Source organism: Streptomyces sp. Je 1-332 (assembly GCF_040730185.1).
GTDB lineage: Bacteria > Actinomycetota > Actinomycetes > Streptomycetales > Streptomycetaceae > Streptomyces.
In genome coordinates this window covers 1480613-1496499 of record NZ_CP160402.1, presented here as the reverse complement: position 1 = coordinate 1496499, position 15887 = coordinate 1480613, and the positions used below count along the sequence as shown (strand labels likewise).

Here is a 15887-nt window from a genome sequence, read left to right as displayed (position 1 = left end):
CGTTGCAGTAACTACGGGGCCGATGTCAGGCCTGGCTTATAGGGTCTGATCAAGTACATCGCACCTAACGAGCGGGGTGAGGTAGATGGCGACCAAGGACACCGGCGGCGGACAGCAGAAGGCCACGCGTACCAACGAGGAGGTCGAGGAGCAGGCTGAGGAAGCGCAGGGCTCCGAAGACCTCAAGGAGCGCCAGGAGAAGCTGAGCGACGACGTGGACTCCGTTCTCGATGAAATCGATGATGTGCTCGAGGAGAACGCAGAGGACTTCGTACGTTCGTTCGTACAAAAGGGCGGACAGTAGAGCCTGGCGGACGCGGCGCGGGGAGGGCGTGGCACGGTATCGGGCCACGCACCTCAACGCCCTGGACCGCACATGTGGATCACCGCTGCGAGGCGGGTAGGGTCCGTGACGAACAGCCGTTCAGACGTAATTCGCTTCAACTGCAATTCGGCCACCGGCGAGTTGGGATACGCTCCCGGCGCTCAGCGCCCGGCCGTCACTTACCTGGAAGGAAACGCGTGGAAGCCAACACTCGTAGCACCGGGCGTCTACCAGCTGCCTTCCTGACGCCTGGTTCTTCGTCGTTCATGGACTTTCTGTCCGAGCATCAGCCCGACATCCTGCCGGGCAACCGGCAGTTGCCGCCCACGCAGGGTGTGATCGAGGCGCCGCACGGCACGACCATCGTGGCGACCACGTTCCCCGGTGGCGTGGTGCTCGCCGGTGACCGGCGGGCGACCATGGGCAACGTGATCGCGCAGCGCGACATCGAGAAGGTCTTCCCGGCTGACGAGTACTCAGCGGTCGGCATCGCCGGCACCGCCGGGCTCGCCGTGGAGATGGTCAAGCTCTTCCAGTTGGAGCTCGAGCACTTCGAGAAGGTCGAGGGGGCCACGCTTTCCCTGGAGGGCAAGGCGAATCGGCTGTCGACGATGATCCGGTCGAACCTGGGAATGGCCATGCAGGGCCTGGCCGTTGTCCCGCTCTTCGCGGGGTATGACGTGGACCGCGAGAAGGGGCGCATCTTCAGTTACGACGTCACGGGCGGCCGTTCCGAGGAGCACGGCTTCGCGGCCACCGGCTCTGGTTCGGTCTTCGCGCGTGGGGCGATGAAGAAGCTCTACCGCAAGGACCTGTCGGAGGAGGAAGCGACGACGCTCGTCGTGCAGGCGCTGTACGACGCGGCGGACGACGACTCGGCGACCGGTGGTCCGGACGTGGCCCGCCGGATCTATCCGATCGTCACCGTGATCTCCGACGAGGGGTTCCGGCGGCTGGGGGACGAGGAGTCCTCCGAGATCGCCCGCTCGATTCTGGAGCGGCGCCTGGAGCAGCCCGACGGCCCGCGGGCCTCGCTGCTCTGATCGATCCGTATTCGCCACTGACTTCAGTTTCAGTCACTGACAGAAAGGGACGGATAGCCGGTGTCGACGCCGTTCTATGTCTCACCCCAGCAGGCCATGGCCGACCGGGCGGAATACGCCCGCAAGGGCATCGCCCGTGGTCGCAGTCTTGTTGTGCTGCAGTTCGCCGATGGCATCGTGTTCGTCGGCGAGAACCCGTCCCGTGCGCTGCACAAGTTCAGCGAGATCTATGACCGGATCGGCTTCGCGGCCGCCGGCAAGTACAACGAGTACGAGAACCTGCGGATCGGCGGTGTGCGGTACGCGGATCTGCGGGGGTACACGTACGACCGTGACGATGTGACGGCCCGTGGGCTCGCGAACGTCTATGCCCAGACGCTGGGCACGATCTTCTCGAGCCAGGCCGAGAAGCCGTACGAGGTGGAGTTGGTCGTCGCCGAGGTGGGTGAGACGGCCGACGCCGATCAGATCTACCGGCTGCCGCATGACGGTTCGATCGTGGACGAGCACGGCTCGGTCGCGGTCGGTGGCAACGCCGAACAGATCAGCGCGTTTCTCGATCAGCGCCATCGTGACGGGATGACGCTCGCCGAGGCGCTGAAGCTGGCGGTGCAGTCGCTGTCCCGTGACACCAACGGCAGCGAGCGGGAGATCCCCGCGGAGCGCTTGGAGGTGGCGGTGCTCGACCGTACGCGGCCGCAGCAGCGCAAGTTCAAGCGGATCGTCGGGCGTCAGCTCGCGCGGCTGCTCGAAGGGGGCGCGTCGGCTCCTACGGATGCTGCGTCCGACAACGAAGAGCTGGATGCCGACTCCGATGAGGAGTAGGTGAGTCTGTTTCTCGTGTGCCCCGTGTGCCGGCCCTGTGGCCGGGACACGGGGCACACGTATGTCCAGAAGGTGTCTAGCGGGCGGCGGGGGCCGTCGAGCCTCGGATCACCAGTTCGACGGGGAGCGTGTCGGCCTGGGGTGTGCGGCCTTCCAGGACGGCGAGCAGGGAGGTCATGCCGCGTTCGCCGAACTGCTCGGCCGGTAGTCGCACGGTGGTGAGTTCGGGTTCCACTGCGGTGGCGAGGGTGAGGTCGTCGAAGCCGGTCACGGAGAGGTCTTCGGGTACGCGCAGGCCGAGGCGGCGGGCCGCTTTGCAGGCGCCCGCGGCGAGGATGTCGTCGTCGCACACGAGCGCGGTGGGGCGGGGTCCGGGTGCGGAGAGGGCGGCCTCGGTGGCCGAGCGGGCGTCCTCGACGGTGAGGAGTGCCCGAGCGGTGCGCAGGACCGCGTCGGTGCCCGTCAGCGCCGCGGTGAGGGCGTCGGAGCGGACGTCGAAGGTCCAGGAGTCGACGTCGGCGGTGAGGTGCAGGAAGTCGCGGTGGCCCAGGGCGAGCAGGTGCTCGGCGGTCCGGCGCATTCCGTCGCCGATGTCGAGGTTGACGGTGGCCGCGCCGAGGCTGCCCGCGGGGTCGCTGTCGAGCATCACCAGGGGGAGTGCGTCGCCCTGGATGGTGGCGAGGGCGTCGGAGGCGATGGAGGAGGCGAGGATGCCGTCGAGGGCGGCGCGGCTGGAGTCGAAGGGGTCGCGGGCGGGGCCGATGCCCTCGGGGGAGGGGTAGAGGACGACGCCGAAGCCGTTCTCGGCGGCGACGCGGGCGGCTCCGGTGTAGACGCGGGCGAAGAACTCGTTGGTGAGGGCCGGGACGACGAGGAGGGCCGTCCTGGTACTCCCGAGGCGGAGGTTGCGGGCGGCGAGGTTCGGCCGGTAGCCGAGCTCGCGGGCGGTGGCCCGGACGCGTTCGGCGGTGCGCTCGGCGACGCGTCCTCGCCACTTGTCGCCGAACACGAGGGAGACGGTGGCCTGGGACACCCCGGCGGCGCGTGCGACGTCGCGGCTCGTGGGGCGTGGCCCTGTGGTCTCCTGCTCTGGCCCGGCCACTACTGGTACCTCCCTGGTCGGTGCCGCGGGGGAGATCGGGATGGACCCGCGGTGAGCGCTCATGGTACGTATGACGCTCGACGTTATACGTAAAACCTCGGCGCGGCGGCGCAGGGAGAGGGGCGGGAATCATGGCTGGTGGATACACGGAGATTCTTCGGACGAGACACGCCGGGCGGCTGCTCGCAGGCACCCTGGTGGGCCGGCTGCCGAACGCGACGGCCGCGATCGCCATCGTGCTGTTCATCCGCGCCGAGGGCGGGAGCTACAGCCTGGCCGGCGCCCTCGCAGCGGTGTACAGCGTGGCCAACGCGGTGGGCCAGCCGCTGCTCGGCCGCTTGGTGGACCTGTACGGGCAGCCGCGGATCCAGCTTCCCTCCGCGGCCGTCTCTGCCCTCGGAATGGCGGCGTTCGCCTTCACCGGGCCCGATTCGCTCGGCGTGGCGTATGTCGCGGTGGGGGTGGCGGGCCTCTTCACGCCGCCCCTCGAAGGTGGCCTGCGCGCGCTGTGGCCGAGCGTCCTCGGCAAGGAGGAGCAGGTGCACAAGGCGTACGCCATGGACGCCATCGCCCAGGAGATCATGTTCACCGTCGGGCCGCTGCTCGTCACGGCCTGCGTCGCGCTCTGGTCGGAGCAGGCCGCGTTGCTCGTGGTGAACGTCATCGGTGTGCTCGGTGCCCTCTCCGTGGTGATGTCGCAGCCCTCGCGCGCGTGGCGCTCGGCTCCCCGTAAGGCGCACTGGCTGGGCGCGCTGCGCTCACCCGGGCTCATCGCGCTGCTCGGCGCCTTCCTCTTCATCGGCATGGCGCTCGGCTCCATCACGGTCGCCGGTGTGTCGTACGCGGACGGGCACGGCGGTGACGCGGTGTACGGCTGGATGATGGCGGCGCTCGGGCTGGGAGCCCTTGTCGGCGGTTCCGTGTACGGGGCGCGGCAGTGGGCCGGCGTGCCGGAGCGGCGGCTGACCGTCCTGGTGGCCCTGCTCGCCCTCTGCTACTGGCCGTTGACGCTGACGCCGGGCGCGGTGGCCATGACGGGCCTCGCGGCCGTCGCCGGAGTCTTCCTCGCGCCGGCGCTCGCGTGCGCGTTCATCATCGTGGACCGGCATGCGCCGCGGGGCACGGTCACCGAGGCGTTCTCCTGGCTCGTGACCACGTTCACGGTCGGCGCGTCGCTCGGCACGGCGGTCGCGGGGCCGGTCGTGGAGTGGGGTGGGACGGTATGGGGTTTCGCCGTTCCGGGGGGTGCGGGTGTCGCCGCGCTGCTCGTTCTGCTGGCCACGGCTCGGGTGCTCGCGGTCCCCGCTGATCCGGCGGTCGTTGCGGGTTCATCGGAAAATGATCGAAACGGTGCCGTCGAACCCGGTTTCAGGGCAGGGCATCAGGCGTAATGTTCAGTCATGGACCGCCGCATTTTCGGGCTGGAGAATGAGTACGGCGTCACGTGCACGTTTAGGGGACAGCGCCGTCTGTCGCCTGACGAGGTGGCGCGCTACCTCTTCCGCCGTGTTGTCTCATGGGGCCGCAGCAGCAACGTCTTTCTGCGGAACGGCGCCCGCCTCTATCTTGACGTCGGGTCACATCCGGAATACGCAACACCGGAATGTGACAACGTGACCGAGCTGGTCACGCACGACAAGGCGGGCGAGCGCATTCTGGAAGGCCTGCTCGTCGACGCCGAACGCCGCCTGCACGAGGAGGGAATCGCGGGCGACGTCTATCTCTTCAAGAACAACACCGACTCGGCGGGAAACTCCTACGGCTGCCACGAGAACTATCTGGTGGCCCGGCACGGGGAGTTCTCGCGGCTCGCGGACATCCTCATTCCCTTCCTCGTCACGCGACAGCTGCTGTGCGGCGCGGGCAAGGTGCTGCAGACTCCGCGCGGCGCCGTGTACTGCGTCAGTCAGCGTGCCGAGCACATCTGGGAAGGGGTCTCCTCCGCGACCACCCGCTCCCGGCCGATCATCAACACCCGCGACGAGCCGCACGCGGACGCCGAGCGCTACCGCAGGCTGCACGTCATCGTCGGTGACTCGAACATGTCCGAGACGACCATGCTCCTGAAGGTCGGAGCCACCGACCTCGTGCTGCGCATGATCGAGGCGGGCACGGTGATGCGCGACCTGACCCTGGAGAACCCGATCCGGGCGATCCGCGAGGTCAGTCACGACATCACGGGCCGGCGCAAGGTGCGTCTGGCCAGCGGCCGCGAGGCCTCCGCCCTCGAGGTCCAGCGCGAGTACTACGAGAAGGCCGTGGACTTCGTGGACCGCCGCGGCATCCGCACGGGCACGGTCGAGCAGGTCCTGGAGCTGTGGGGCCGCACGCTCGACGCGATCGAGGCCGAGGACCTCGACCGCATCGGCACCGAGATCGACTGGGTCATGAAGTACAAGCTCATCGAGCGGTACCGAGCGAAGAACAACATGACCATGTCGCATCCGCGAGTCGCGCAGATAGACCTCGCGTATCACGACATCCACCGCCGTCGCGGGCTGTACTACCTCCTGGAGAAGAAGGGGCAAGCCGCCCGTATCTGCAACGACTTGAAGATCTTCGAAGGCAAGTCGGTGCCGCCGCAGACCACGCGCGCGCGGCTGCGCGGCGACTTCATCCGCAGGGCCCAGGAGCAGCGCCGTGACTTCACGGTCGACTGGGTGCACCTGAAGCTCAACGACCAGGCACAGCGCACGGTGTTGTGCAAGGACCCCTTCCGATCGGTCGACGACCGGGTGGAGAAACTGATCGCCGGAATGTAATCCCTGATACAGGAGGTGCGTTGCGGGAACGCAACGCGGGGCGCCGTACGTTCCTCGTACGGCGCCCTTCTCCATGCGTAGAGTTGCGCGCACGCCAACCGACAAGATCGACCGATACGAGGCCCCCACCGTGCGCCGACGCTCACTCCTCCTTGCTGTTCCGGCCGGCCTGCTGACACTGGCCGGGTGTGGTGACGACAAGAAGGCCGACAAGGCCAAGTCCAGCGACAGCCCGTCGCCCTCCAACTCGACCTCGGCCGCGCCGACGGCGAAGATCGTGGACGGGCCGGTGCCCGAGATCACGAAGGGGAACAAGTTCGGCCAGAAGCCGACCATCGCCAAGGGGTCCGGGAAGCCGTCCTCCGACCTGGCGGTCAAGACCCTGATCCAGGGCAAGGGCGCCGAGGTCAAGAAGGGCGACTACCTCCAGGCGAACTACCTCGGCCAGATCTGGGCGACGGCCAAGGTCTTCGACAACTCGTACGACCGCGGTAACCCCACCGTCTTCCCGATCGGCACCGCTCAGGTCATCCCCGGCTGGGACCAGGCCCTGGTCGGCAAGAAGCTCGACAGCCGTGTGGAGCTCGCGATCCCGCCGAAGATGGGTTACGGCACCGAGGGCAACAAGCAGGCGGGCATCAAGGGCGACGACACGCTGGTCTTCGTCGTCGATCTGGTGGGCACGTTCAGCTCCAAGAGCTCGGCCAAGGGCAAGGAGGTCGCGCAGTCCAACATCGACCTGCCCAAGGTCGGCACGAACACGGACGGCAAGGCCCCCTCGATCGACGTCCCGAAGAAGGACGCCCCGAAGAAGCTCGTGGCGAACTACATCCTCGAGGGCGACGGCGAGGAGATCAAGGAGACCGACAGCCTCCTGTGCCAGTACAAGGGCGTGCTGTGGGCCGACGGCAAGGAGTTCGACTCCTCGTACAAGAGGAACGAGCTGGCCTCGTTCCAGCTGGCGCAGGTCGTCAAGGGCTGGGCGCAGGGCCTGACCGGCAAGAAGGTCGGCAGCCGCGTCCTGGTCGTCGTCCCCCCGAAGCTCGGGTACGGCGACCAGCCGCCGCAGGGCAGCCCCATCAAGAAGGACTCCACGCTGGTCTTCACCGTGGACATCCTCGCGAAGATGTAACACTGTCCCAGCTGGCCATTCGTATCAAAGCAGGAGCATGAGCAACGTGAGCATCGACAAGCCCGAGATCGACTTCCCCGACGGCCCGGTCCCCACCGACCTCGAGATCGTGGACATCTGGGAGGGCGACGGCCCGGAGGCCAAGGCCGGCGACACCGTGCAGGTCCACTACGTGGGAGTTTCCTTCTCCACCGGTGAAGAGTTCGACGCCTCCTGGAACCGCGGCAACCCGCTCGCGTTCCAGCTGGGCGCCGGTCAGGTCATCGCAGGCTGGGACCAGGGTGTCCAGGGCATGAAGGTCGGCGGCCGCCGCAAGCTGACCATCCCCTCGCACCTGGCGTACGGCGAGCGCGGCGCCGGTGGCGGCCGTATCGCCCCCGGCGAGACGCTGATCTTCGTCTGCGACCTCGTCGCCGTCTGAGAGACGACCGAGCGACGACTGCGCGACGTCCGAGCGACGACTGCGCGATGTCCGAGGACAGGGTCTGATCAGACCTGTCCCTCGAGGCCCATGCCGGTTCCGGCATGGGCCTCGGCTTTTCCCACGACACCCCGGGGCGGTACGGTCGGCGGTCGGAAGCACTGTTGAGAAAGGGCGTCGATGGCCATTGCCAAGGCCGAGCGGCTGATGAACCTGGCGCTGTGTCTGCTCGGGACGCGGCGGCCGCTCAGCAAGCGCGAACTGCGCGAGTCCATCGAGGCCTATCTGGAGGCGGGGTCCGACGACTCCTTCAACCGGATGTTCGAGCGCGACAAGGACGATCTGCGTGAACTCGGCCTGGTCATCGAGACGGTGGAGAATCTCGACGGCGAGGTGGGCTACCTCGCCCGCCGCGACAGCAACCGCCTGCCGCCCATCACCATCGACGCCGAGGAAGCCGCCGCGCTCGGCCTCGCGGCCAAGGTCTGGCAGCAGGCCAGGCTCGCCGGAGCCGCCAGCGGCGCCCTGCAGAAGCTGCGCGCCGCCGGCCTGCCGGAGGACGTCGACCCGTACGGGACGCACAGTGCGCTCGAACCGCGCATCCCCGTGCACGAGGCGTCCTTCGAGCCGCTGATGCTCGCCTGCCGCGACCGCCGCCCCGTCGTCTTCGACTACCGCAAGGCCACCGCCGCCCGCCCCGAGCAGCGCCACGTCGAGCCGTGGGCGCTCGAGTGCTGGCGCGGTCACTGGTACCTCGCGGGCTGGGACCGTGACCGAGGCGCCGAGCGCGTCTTCAGGCTCTCCCGCATCACCGGGAAGGTCCGCGCCCGCGCCGGCAAGTTCACCGCCGACATCCCCGATGTGGTCACGGTGCGCGAGACCGTCGCGAGCTGGGCGGGGGAGAGCGCCGACCGCTCCGCCCTGATCCGGCTGCGGACGGGCGCGGGCTACCCGCTGCGCGCCAAGGCCGCCCATATACGTGAACTGGGCGAGGGGTGGGACGAGTTGGAGATTCCGTACGGGCACGGGCTCGACGCCTGGCTGGTGGAGTTCGGGCCCGACGTGGTGGTGATCGGCCCCGCCGAGCTGCGGGCCGACGTGGTGGACCGGCTGCGCGCCGTGGCCAAGGGCTGAGGGGGATATACAGACCATGGCCTCGAACGCCATCGACCAGACCCGGCGGATGCTCTCCCTGGTGACCTATCTGCGCGAGCGCCCCGGCGCCCACGTGCAGGACGTCGCCCGTGCCTTCGGGATCACCGAGGACGAGCTGATCTCCGACCTGGACGTACTGCCACTGTGCGGGACCAGTTTCCGCGGCGGCGACCTCCTGGACATCGACACCGACGGCGACCGCATCTGGTGGCACAACCCGGACGACGTGGCGGCCCCCCTGCGGCTCGCCGCCGACGAGGCCACCGCGCTCCTGGTGGCCGCCCGCGCGGTCTCCACGCTCCCGGGGCTGCGCGAGAGCGACCGGCAGGCGCTGGTGCGCGCCACCGCGAAGCTGGAGACGGCGGCCGGCGAGAACGCGGGCGCCAGCGCGCGGCTCTCGGTGACCTTCGAGTCCGAGGGCGGTGTCTTCGCCGACGTCGACCGCGCCATCTCCGAGCGCCGCAGGCTATGGCTGCGCTACTACTCACCGGCGCGCGACGAGCTGACCGAGCGCGAGGTCGACCCGATCCGCCTCTTCGCCGTCGGGCACACGTACATGGAGGCGTGGTGCTACCTCTCCGAGGCGCGCCGCACCTTCCGCCTCGACCGGGTGGCCGAGATCAGGATCCTGGACGAGCCGTCCGCGCCGCCCGAGGTCGAGCTGCGTGATCTCTCCGAGGGGCTCGTGCAGCCCGCGGCGGAGGACCCCGAGGTGGTCATCGAGGTCGGCCCCGGCGGCCGCTGGGTCGCCGAGTACTACCCCCACGACAGCGCGGAGGAACTGCCCGACGGCGGCCTGCGGATCACGCTGCGCACCCCGGACCCCACGTCACTGCGCAGGCTCGCGCTGCGGCTCGGCGGGGACGGGCACATCGTCTCCCCGGCGGCGCTCGCGGACAGCGCACGGCTGGCGGCACGCGAGGCCCTGGCGGCGTATGACGAGCAGGACGAACACCCCGGCGGGTCGTACGGCAGGCAGGAGCAAGGGCGTTGAACACCAGCCTTATGTCCGAGATTCCCGGAATGTCGAGAATCGCCCCTGTGCTCTTCAAGGCCGCCTGCCCCGACTGCCGCGCCTGCTTCGAACTCTCCGCGGGCGCCCTGCGGTTGGCCATCGGTGCCTCGGCCCGCACCACCTTCTACTCGTTCACCTGCCCGGAATGCGGCAACGCCGTGCGCAAGCCCGCGGGCGAGCGCATCGTCGAACTGCTCACCGGCGGCGGGGTGCGGACCCTGCGTCTGCACTCGACCGTCTAGGCTCGGCGCATGTTCTGGGCGATGCTGGCGATTGCCGCGGGGTTCTGTGGCCTCGCCGTGCTCGGCGTACTGGCGATTCGGGTCTTCATCGAGGCGCAGCGCCTCAGCACTCAAGTGACGCGGACCACGCAGCGGATCAACCGCGCGGCGGAGGATCTCGAGGCGGCGGCGACGGGCGTGGCCCGCGCGAGCCGGGATGTCCCCTAGGGCCTGTGCCCGAGCTCGATGCCCATGAGACGCGCATCGACACCGCGGCCTGTCAACTTCCCCAGTCCGGAAGGTACGCTGCTGACGTAGCCCGGCAGGCGAGGCGCGGGCCGCAACTGGGGGTACGCACAGGGATTGCCCTGCGTTCACCCCCGAGCGTTACGATCGCTGTCAGCACGGTGGCCGGACAGCAGGTCCGACCTGTCCGCCAGCCCCGCCCCTGCCGCCTCGGTGAGAAGGTAAAGACGTATGTTTTCCGGAAAGATCGGCGCCCCCGAGATCATTCTCATTCTCGTCGTTGTCATTCTGCTGTTCGGCGCGAAGAAGCTTCCCGACATGGCCCGGTCGCTCGGCAAGTCCGCGCGCATCCTCAAGAGCGAGGCCAAGGCGATGAAGTCGGACGGCAAGAAGGACGAAGCCGCCCCGGCCGACCCGCCCGGCGACCCTTCCGCCGCTCAGCAGCGCACCATCCAGGCCGCGCCCGGCGACGTATCCAGCTCCCGCCCGGTCACCGAGCCCACCGACAGCACCACTCAGCGCTGATCCAAGGCCGGCGACGGCCGGCCTGCCGCACGAGATGAGGACGTGGGTTGCTCAAGTCTGCCCGCAAGAAGGAACAGGATCCCGAGGGGCGGATGCCGCTTGCGGAGCACCTGCGCGAGCTGCGCAACCGGCTCGCGAAGGCCGTGCTGGCCATCATCGTCGTCGCGATCGTCGCTGCCTTCTTCTACAAGGACATCATCGAGTTCTTCACGAACCCGATCCTGAGCTCCGTAGGGTGCGAGTCGAGCTTCGCCGAGCTGGCGGACAAGGGCGGCGAGGAGACCTGCGCGCGCATCGTGCTGAACGGTCTGATCACGCCGTTCACGCTCGCCCTGAAGATCTCACTGATGGCCGGTGTGGTGCTCGCGTCGCCGATCTGGCTGTACCAGCTGTGGGCCTTCATCGCGCCCGGTCTGCACAAGAGCGAGAAGAAGTACGCGTACGCGTTCGTGGGCGCGGGCTTCCCGCTGTTCATGGGCGGCGCGTTCTTCGCGTACAAGACGCTGCCGACGATGGCGCGCGTGCTCCTTGAGTTCTCACCCGGCGGCGTCGACAACCAGCTGCCGCTGGATGAGCTGATCGACCTGGTCACGCGCATGGTGGTCGTCTTCGGTCTCTCCTTCGAGCTGCCGCTGCTCCTGGTGATGCTCAACCTCACCGGAGTCATCACCGGCAAGCGCATGCTCGGCTGGTGGCGCGGCATGATCATGGGCATCACGGTCTTCGCGGCCGTGGCGACGCCCAGCACGGACCCGCTGACCATGATGGCCCTCGCCGGACCGATCTGGGTGCTCTACTTCGCGGCCACCGCCTTCTCGCTCCTGAACGACCGGCGCAAGGCCAGGATCGAGGCGGCCAAGCCCGATGACGACGAGGCGTCCGAGCTGGACCTCACGCCCGAGGACGTCGGCGAGATCGAGCCCGTGTCCGCGAACAGGGCGCTGCCCGAGCAGGCGAGCGGCGACGGAGCGAAGCGAGACCGGGTAAACGGTTTCGACGACGTGACGTGACCTTGTAGGGTCCCGCCGTGACCAGCGACATCACGCTCTTCGTCAATCCCACCGCGGGCCGCGGCCGGGGCGCCCACGCGGCGCAGCCGGCCGCTTCCGCGTTGCGGGCCGCGGGCTACTCCGTACGTACGGTCATCGGGGAGGACTCCGCCGACGCGCTGCGCCGGGCGCGCGACGCCGTGGACGCCGGCACGCGCGCGCTGATAGCCGTCGGCGGTGACGGCATGGCGAGCCTCGCGCTGCAGGCCGTCGCGCGGACCTCGACGCCCCTGGGTGTGATCGCCGTGGGCACCGGAAACGACTTCGCGCGTGCCCTCGGGCTCCCGGTGCGTGATCCGGCCGCCGCGGGCGCCGTCATCGCCGACGCGCTCGACGCGGGGCGCACCCGCGACGTCGACCTGGGGCGGGTGGGCAAGACGTGGTTCGGCACCGTGCTCGCCTCCGGCTTCGATTCCCGGGTCAACGACCGCGGCAACCGGATGCGCTGGCCCACCGGACGCTTCAAGTACGACCTGGCGATGGCCGTCGAGCTGGCGGCCTTCCGGCCCATACCGTTCCGGCTCACGCTGGACGACACACAGGTCCACGAGATCGACGCGACGCTCGTGGCCGTGGGGAACGGATCCTCGTACGGCGGGGGCATGCGGATCTGCGCACGGGCCGACATGGGCGACGGGCTCTTCGACGTCACGGTCGTCGGCGACTGCAGCCGTACGACGCTCCTGAAGGTCTTCCCGCGGGTCTACAAGGGAACGCACCTGGATCACCCCAAGGTCACGGTGTTCCGCGCCTCGAAGGTGGAGCTCGCCGCCCCCGGAGTCACGGGGTACGCGGACGGGGAGCAGCTCGGCGGGCTGCCGCTGACGGCGGATTGCGTGCCGGGGGCCGTGCGGGTCCTTGGCCCCGAGGGGCCGCAGGAACCGTAAGGCAGATAATGATCGTCCGTTGTCAGTGGTGGCCGGTAGTCTCGAAAGCACGATGACAGAGGACCTCTCACCGGCCGAGCGGTACGCGGCGGCGCGCGAGCGCGCTGTCGAGCAGGCCACAGCACTCGCCGGCTTCCGCGAGATGTACGAATTCGGCCTCGACCCCTTCCAGATCGACGCCTGTCGGGCGCTCGAGGCGGGCAAGGGTGTGCTCGTGGCCGCCCCCACGGGCTCGGGCAAGACGATCGTCGGCGAGTTCGCCGTGCACCTGGCCCTGCTGCAGGGCAAGAAATGCTTCTACACCACGCCCATCAAGGCGCTCTCCAACCAGAAGTACGCCGACCTCTCCAAGAGGTACGGCGCGGACAAGGTCGGTCTGCTGACCGGCGACAACAGCGTCAACTCCGATGCTCCGGTGGTCGTGATGACCACGGAGGTCCTGCGGAACATGCTGTATTCGGGCTCCCAGTCGCTGCTGAACCTCGGCTATGTGGTCATGGACGAGGTGCACTACCTCTCCGACCGCTTCCGCGGCGCCGTCTGGGAAGAGGTGATCATCCACCTCCAGGAGTCGGTGACGCTGGTCTCCCTGTCGGCGACCGTCTCGAACGCCGAGGAGTTCGGCGACTGGCTGGACACCGTGCGCGGCGACACCCAGGTGATCGTCTCGGAGCACCGGCCGGTGCCGCTGTTCCAGCACGTCCTCGCCGGGCGCCGGATGTACGACCTCTTCGAGGAGGGCGAGGGCCAGCGCAAGGCCGTCAACCCCGACCTCACGCGCATGGCGCGGATGGAGGCCAGCCGTTCGTACAACCCGCGTGACCGCCGCAAGGGCAAGATGGTCCGCGAGGCCGACCGCGAGCGCGAGCGCCGCCAGCGGTCGAGGATCTGGACGCCGGGCCGCCCCGAGGTCATCGACCGCCTCGACTCCGAGGGCCTCCTGCCCGCGATCACCTTCATCTTCAGCCGCGCGGCCTGCGAGTCCGCCGTACAGCAGTGCCTGTACGCGGGACTGCGGCTGAACGACGACGACGCGCGAGCCCAGGTCCGCGAGATCGTCGAGGAACGCACGGCCGCCATCCCGGACGAGGACCTGCACGTCCTTGGCTACTACGAATGGCTGGAAGGCCTGGAGCGCGGCATCGCCGCGCATCACGCGGGCATGCTGCCGACCTTCAAGGAAGTCGTCGAGGAGCTCTTCGTCCGCGGGCTCGTGCGTGCCGTCTTCGCCACCGAGACCCTCGCGCTCGGCATCAACATGCCCGCGCGCAGCGTGGTGCTCGAAAAGCTCGTCAAGTGGAACGGCGAGCAGCACGCGGACATCACGCCCGGTGAGTACACGCAGCTGACCGGCCGTGCCGGCCGCCGTGGCATCGATGTCGAGGGCCATGCGGTGGTGCTGTGGCAGCGCGCGATGAGCCCGGAGCACCTCGCGGGACTCGCAGGCACGCGCACGTACCCGCTGCGCTCCAGCTTCAAGCCGTCGTACAACATGGCGGTGAACCTGACCGAGCAGTTCGGGCGGCACCGCTCGCGTGAGCTTCTTGAGACGTCCTTCGCACAGTTCCAGGCGGACAAGTCGGTCGTCGGGATCTCCCGGCAGGTGCAGAAGAACGAAGAGGGCCTCGAGGGCTACAAAGCCTCGATGACCTGCCACTTGGGCGACTTCGACGAGTACGCGCGCCTGCGCCGCGAGCTGAAGGACCGGGAGACCGAGCTCGCCAAGCAGGGCGCCAACCAGCGCAGGGCGGCGGCGGCCGCGGCCCTGGAGAAGCTCAAGCCCGGTGACGTCATCCACGTGCCGACCGGGAAGTACGCGGGTCTCGCGCTCGTCCTCGACCCGGGGATTCCGGCAGGGCGGGTGAACGGCCACCGCGGCTTCGAGCACCAGGACGGGCCACGGCCCCTGGTGCTCACCGCCGAGCGGCAGGTCAAGCGGCTCGCCTCGATGGACTTCCCGGTGCCGGTCGAGGCGTTGGAGCGGATGCGCATCCCGAAGTCGTTCAACGCGCGCTCGCCGCAGTCGCGCCGGGACCTGGCGTCCGCCCTGCGCACGAAGGCCGGGCACATCGTGCCGGAGCGGCACCGCAAGGGGCGGGCCGCCGCAGCCGACGACCGCGAGATCGCCCGGCTCCGCACGGAACTGCGGGCGCACCCCTGCCACGGCTGCGACGAGCGGGAGGACCACGCGCGGTGGGCCGAGCGCTACCACCGCCTGCGGCGGGACACCGTGCAGCTCGAGCGGCGCATCGAGGGACGCACGAACACCATCGCGCGTACCTTCGACCGGATCGTCGCGCTGCTCACGGAGATGGACTACCTCCGGGGTGACGAGGTCACCGAGCACGGCAAGCGGCTCGCCCGGCTCTACGGGGAGTTGGACCTCCTGGCGAGCGAATGCCTGCGCGAAGGAGTGTGGGAGGGGCTCAGTCCTGCCGAACTGGCCGCGTGCGTATCGGCGTTGGTGTTCGAGGCACGGATGGCGGACGACGCGCTCGCTCCCAAGCTGCCTTCCGGGAAGGTGAAAGCCTCCCTCGGCGAGATGGTGCGGATCTGGGGGCGGCTCGATGCCCTGGAGGAAGAGTTCAAGATCAACCAGGCGGAAGGGGTCGGCCAGCGCGAGCCGGACCTCGGCTTCGCCTGGGCGGCGTACATGTGGGCGTCCGACAAGGGCCTCGACGAGGTGCTGCGGGAGATCGAGATGCCTGCCGGGGACTTCGTGCGGTGGTGCAAGCAGGTGATCGACGTCCTCGGACAGATTGCGGCGGCTGCTCCCCGCGAGGGTTCGACCGTGGCGAAGAACGCGCGCAAGGCCGTGGATCAGCTGTTGCGAGGCGTGGTGGCGTACAGCTCGGTCGGCTGAGGCCGGCCTGGACAGCGGCCTGCACCGGTCGGGCGGACCGGCTTCGGTCGGGCGGACCGGCTTCCGTTGGGCGGGCCCGGGGGTTTTCACCCCCGGGCCCGCCCCTTTTCGTATCCAGGTCCGGCTGTTCGACGCCATCACTCCACGTGTTCGATTGATCGCCACGCGTGCAAATGGAGCCGAGTGTATGCCCGTCGGTGAGCGTGCTGCAGGGGGTTACTGAATATGACTCGGCGATGATTCCGGCGGACTAAGCTCGCCCGGAGCGCGGCGAGTTGAAACGAGTTGCGATAGATTCGCGCGCTTGTTCCCAGAT

Annotated in this window: 16 protein-coding genes and 1 pseudogene; 16 read left to right on the top strand and 1 reads right to left on the bottom strand. The window is 68.9% G+C overall.

Annotated elements, in window-relative coordinates:
• Positions 1-85: 85 nt before the first annotated feature.
• The 4 genes and pseudogenes from ABXJ52_RS07030 to prcA all read left to right on the top strand — a co-directional run bounded on the left by ABXJ52_RS07030 (position 86) and on the right by prcA (position 2193).
• Positions 86-304, top strand: a complete 219-nt coding sequence (locus ABXJ52_RS07030; protein ID WP_367040199.1) for a ubiquitin-like protein Pup — start codon at positions 86-88, stop codon at positions 302-304.
• Positions 305-375: 71 nt separating this feature from the next.
• A pseudogene (locus ABXJ52_RS07025) lies at positions 376-571 on the top strand (recombination endonuclease VII); the annotation flags it as partial.
• Entirely contained in the window at positions 523-1368 is an 846-nt protein-coding gene (prcB, locus tag ABXJ52_RS07020; protein ID WP_367040197.1) for a proteasome subunit beta, read from the top strand. The pseudogene ABXJ52_RS07025 and the gene prcB, both read left to right, overlap by 49 nt.
• Before the next feature lie 60 nt (positions 1369-1428).
• A complete protein-coding gene (prcA, locus tag ABXJ52_RS07015) occupies positions 1429-2193 on the top strand; it encodes a proteasome subunit alpha (RefSeq protein ID WP_367040195.1) in 765 nt (254 codons plus the stop codon).
• Positions 2194-2269: 76 nt separating this feature from the next.
• Here the strand turns inward: prcA and ABXJ52_RS07010 are convergent, their stop codons facing one another.
• Positions 2270-3295 carry a LacI family DNA-binding transcriptional regulator gene (locus ABXJ52_RS07010; RefSeq protein WP_367040194.1) on the bottom strand — a complete coding sequence of 342 codons (1026 nt, stop codon included), beginning with the start codon at positions 3293-3295 and terminating at the stop codon, positions 2270-2272.
• A gap of 131 nt (positions 3296-3426) precedes the next feature.
• Between ABXJ52_RS07010 and ABXJ52_RS07005 the strand changes: the two genes are divergently transcribed.
• From ABXJ52_RS07005 to ABXJ52_RS06950, 12 genes are all read left to right on the top strand, one after another.
• On the top strand, positions 3427-4686 hold the full coding sequence (locus tag ABXJ52_RS07005; RefSeq protein WP_367040192.1) for an MFS transporter: 1260 nt from the start codon (positions 3427-3429) through the stop codon (positions 4684-4686).
• A gap of 9 nt (positions 4687-4695) precedes the next feature.
• Complete coding sequence (pafA, locus tag ABXJ52_RS07000; RefSeq protein WP_150165878.1) at positions 4696-6057, top strand: Pup--protein ligase; 1362 nt, start codon at positions 4696-4698, stop codon at positions 6055-6057.
• Positions 6058-6187: 130 nt separating this feature from the next.
• Positions 6188-7189 (top strand): FKBP-type peptidyl-prolyl cis-trans isomerase, encoded by a 1002-nt coding sequence (locus tag ABXJ52_RS06995; protein WP_367048863.1) that lies wholly within the window; start codon positions 6188-6190, stop codon positions 7187-7189.
• A 46-nt stretch (positions 7190-7235) separates the two neighbouring features.
• Positions 7236-7610: an FKBP-type peptidyl-prolyl cis-trans isomerase gene (locus ABXJ52_RS06990; RefSeq protein ID WP_367048861.1), complete on the top strand. Its 375-nt coding sequence runs from the start codon at positions 7236-7238 to the stop codon at positions 7608-7610.
• Positions 7611-7790: 180 nt separating this feature from the next.
• Complete coding sequence (locus ABXJ52_RS06985; protein ID WP_367040191.1) at positions 7791-8744, top strand: WYL domain-containing protein; 954 nt, start codon at positions 7791-7793, stop codon at positions 8742-8744.
• A 16-nt stretch (positions 8745-8760) separates the two neighbouring features.
• Positions 8761-9759 (top strand): WYL domain-containing protein, encoded by a 999-nt coding sequence (locus ABXJ52_RS06980; RefSeq protein ID WP_367040189.1) that lies wholly within the window; start codon positions 8761-8763, stop codon positions 9757-9759.
• A gap of 11 nt (positions 9760-9770) precedes the next feature.
• Entirely contained in the window at positions 9771-10022 is a 252-nt protein-coding gene (locus ABXJ52_RS06975; protein WP_367048859.1) for a hypothetical protein, read from the top strand.
• A gap of 9 nt (positions 10023-10031) precedes the next feature.
• Positions 10032-10229: a hypothetical protein gene (locus ABXJ52_RS06970; protein WP_367040188.1), complete on the top strand. Its 198-nt coding sequence runs from the start codon at positions 10032-10034 to the stop codon at positions 10227-10229.
• A 249-nt stretch (positions 10230-10478) separates the two neighbouring features.
• Positions 10479-10772 carry a Sec-independent protein translocase subunit TatA gene (tatA, locus tag ABXJ52_RS06965; RefSeq protein ID WP_367040187.1) on the top strand — a complete coding sequence of 98 codons (294 nt, stop codon included), beginning with the start codon at positions 10479-10481 and terminating at the stop codon, positions 10770-10772.
• A 47-nt stretch (positions 10773-10819) separates the two neighbouring features.
• Positions 10820-11782, top strand: coding sequence for a twin-arginine translocase subunit TatC (gene tatC, locus ABXJ52_RS06960; protein ID WP_367040185.1), 963 nt, complete (start codon positions 10820-10822; stop codon positions 11780-11782).
• A gap of 17 nt (positions 11783-11799) precedes the next feature.
• A complete protein-coding gene (locus tag ABXJ52_RS06955) occupies positions 11800-12708 on the top strand; it encodes a diacylglycerol kinase (protein WP_367040183.1) in 909 nt (302 codons plus the stop codon).
• A 52-nt stretch (positions 12709-12760) separates the two neighbouring features.
• Positions 12761-15571, top strand: a complete 2811-nt coding sequence (locus ABXJ52_RS06950) for a DEAD/DEAH box helicase (protein ID WP_367040181.1) — start codon at positions 12761-12763, stop codon at positions 15569-15571.
• The last annotated feature ends 316 nt before the right edge of the window (positions 15572-15887 follow it).

Bases quoted from the DNA above. Each gene is read 5' to 3' on its own strand.
- ABXJ52_RS07030 (WP_367040199.1), top strand. From the start codon at position 86: ATGGCGACCAAGGACACCGGCGGCGGACAGCAGAAGGCCACGCGTACC.
- ABXJ52_RS07005 (WP_367040192.1), top strand. From the start codon at position 3,427: ATGGCTGGTGGATACACGGAGATTCTTCGGACGAGACACGCCGGGCGG.
- pafA (WP_150165878.1), top strand. From the start codon at position 4,696: ATGGACCGCCGCATTTTCGGGCTGGAGAATGAGTACGGCGTCACGTGC.
- ABXJ52_RS06985 (WP_367040191.1), top strand. From the start codon at position 7,791: ATGGCCATTGCCAAGGCCGAGCGGCTGATGAACCTGGCGCTGTGTCTG.
- ABXJ52_RS06980 (WP_367040189.1), top strand. From the start codon at position 8,761: ATGGCCTCGAACGCCATCGACCAGACCCGGCGGATGCTCTCCCTGGTG.
- ABXJ52_RS06975 (WP_367048859.1), top strand. From the start codon at position 9,771: ATGTCCGAGATTCCCGGAATGTCGAGAATCGCCCCTGTGCTCTTCAAG.
- ABXJ52_RS06970 (WP_367040188.1), top strand. From the start codon at position 10,032: ATGTTCTGGGCGATGCTGGCGATTGCCGCGGGGTTCTGTGGCCTCGCC.
- tatA (WP_367040187.1), top strand. From the start codon at position 10,479: ATGTTTTCCGGAAAGATCGGCGCCCCCGAGATCATTCTCATTCTCGTC.
- ABXJ52_RS06950 (WP_367040181.1), top strand. From the start codon at position 12,761: ATGACAGAGGACCTCTCACCGGCCGAGCGGTACGCGGCGGCGCGCGAG.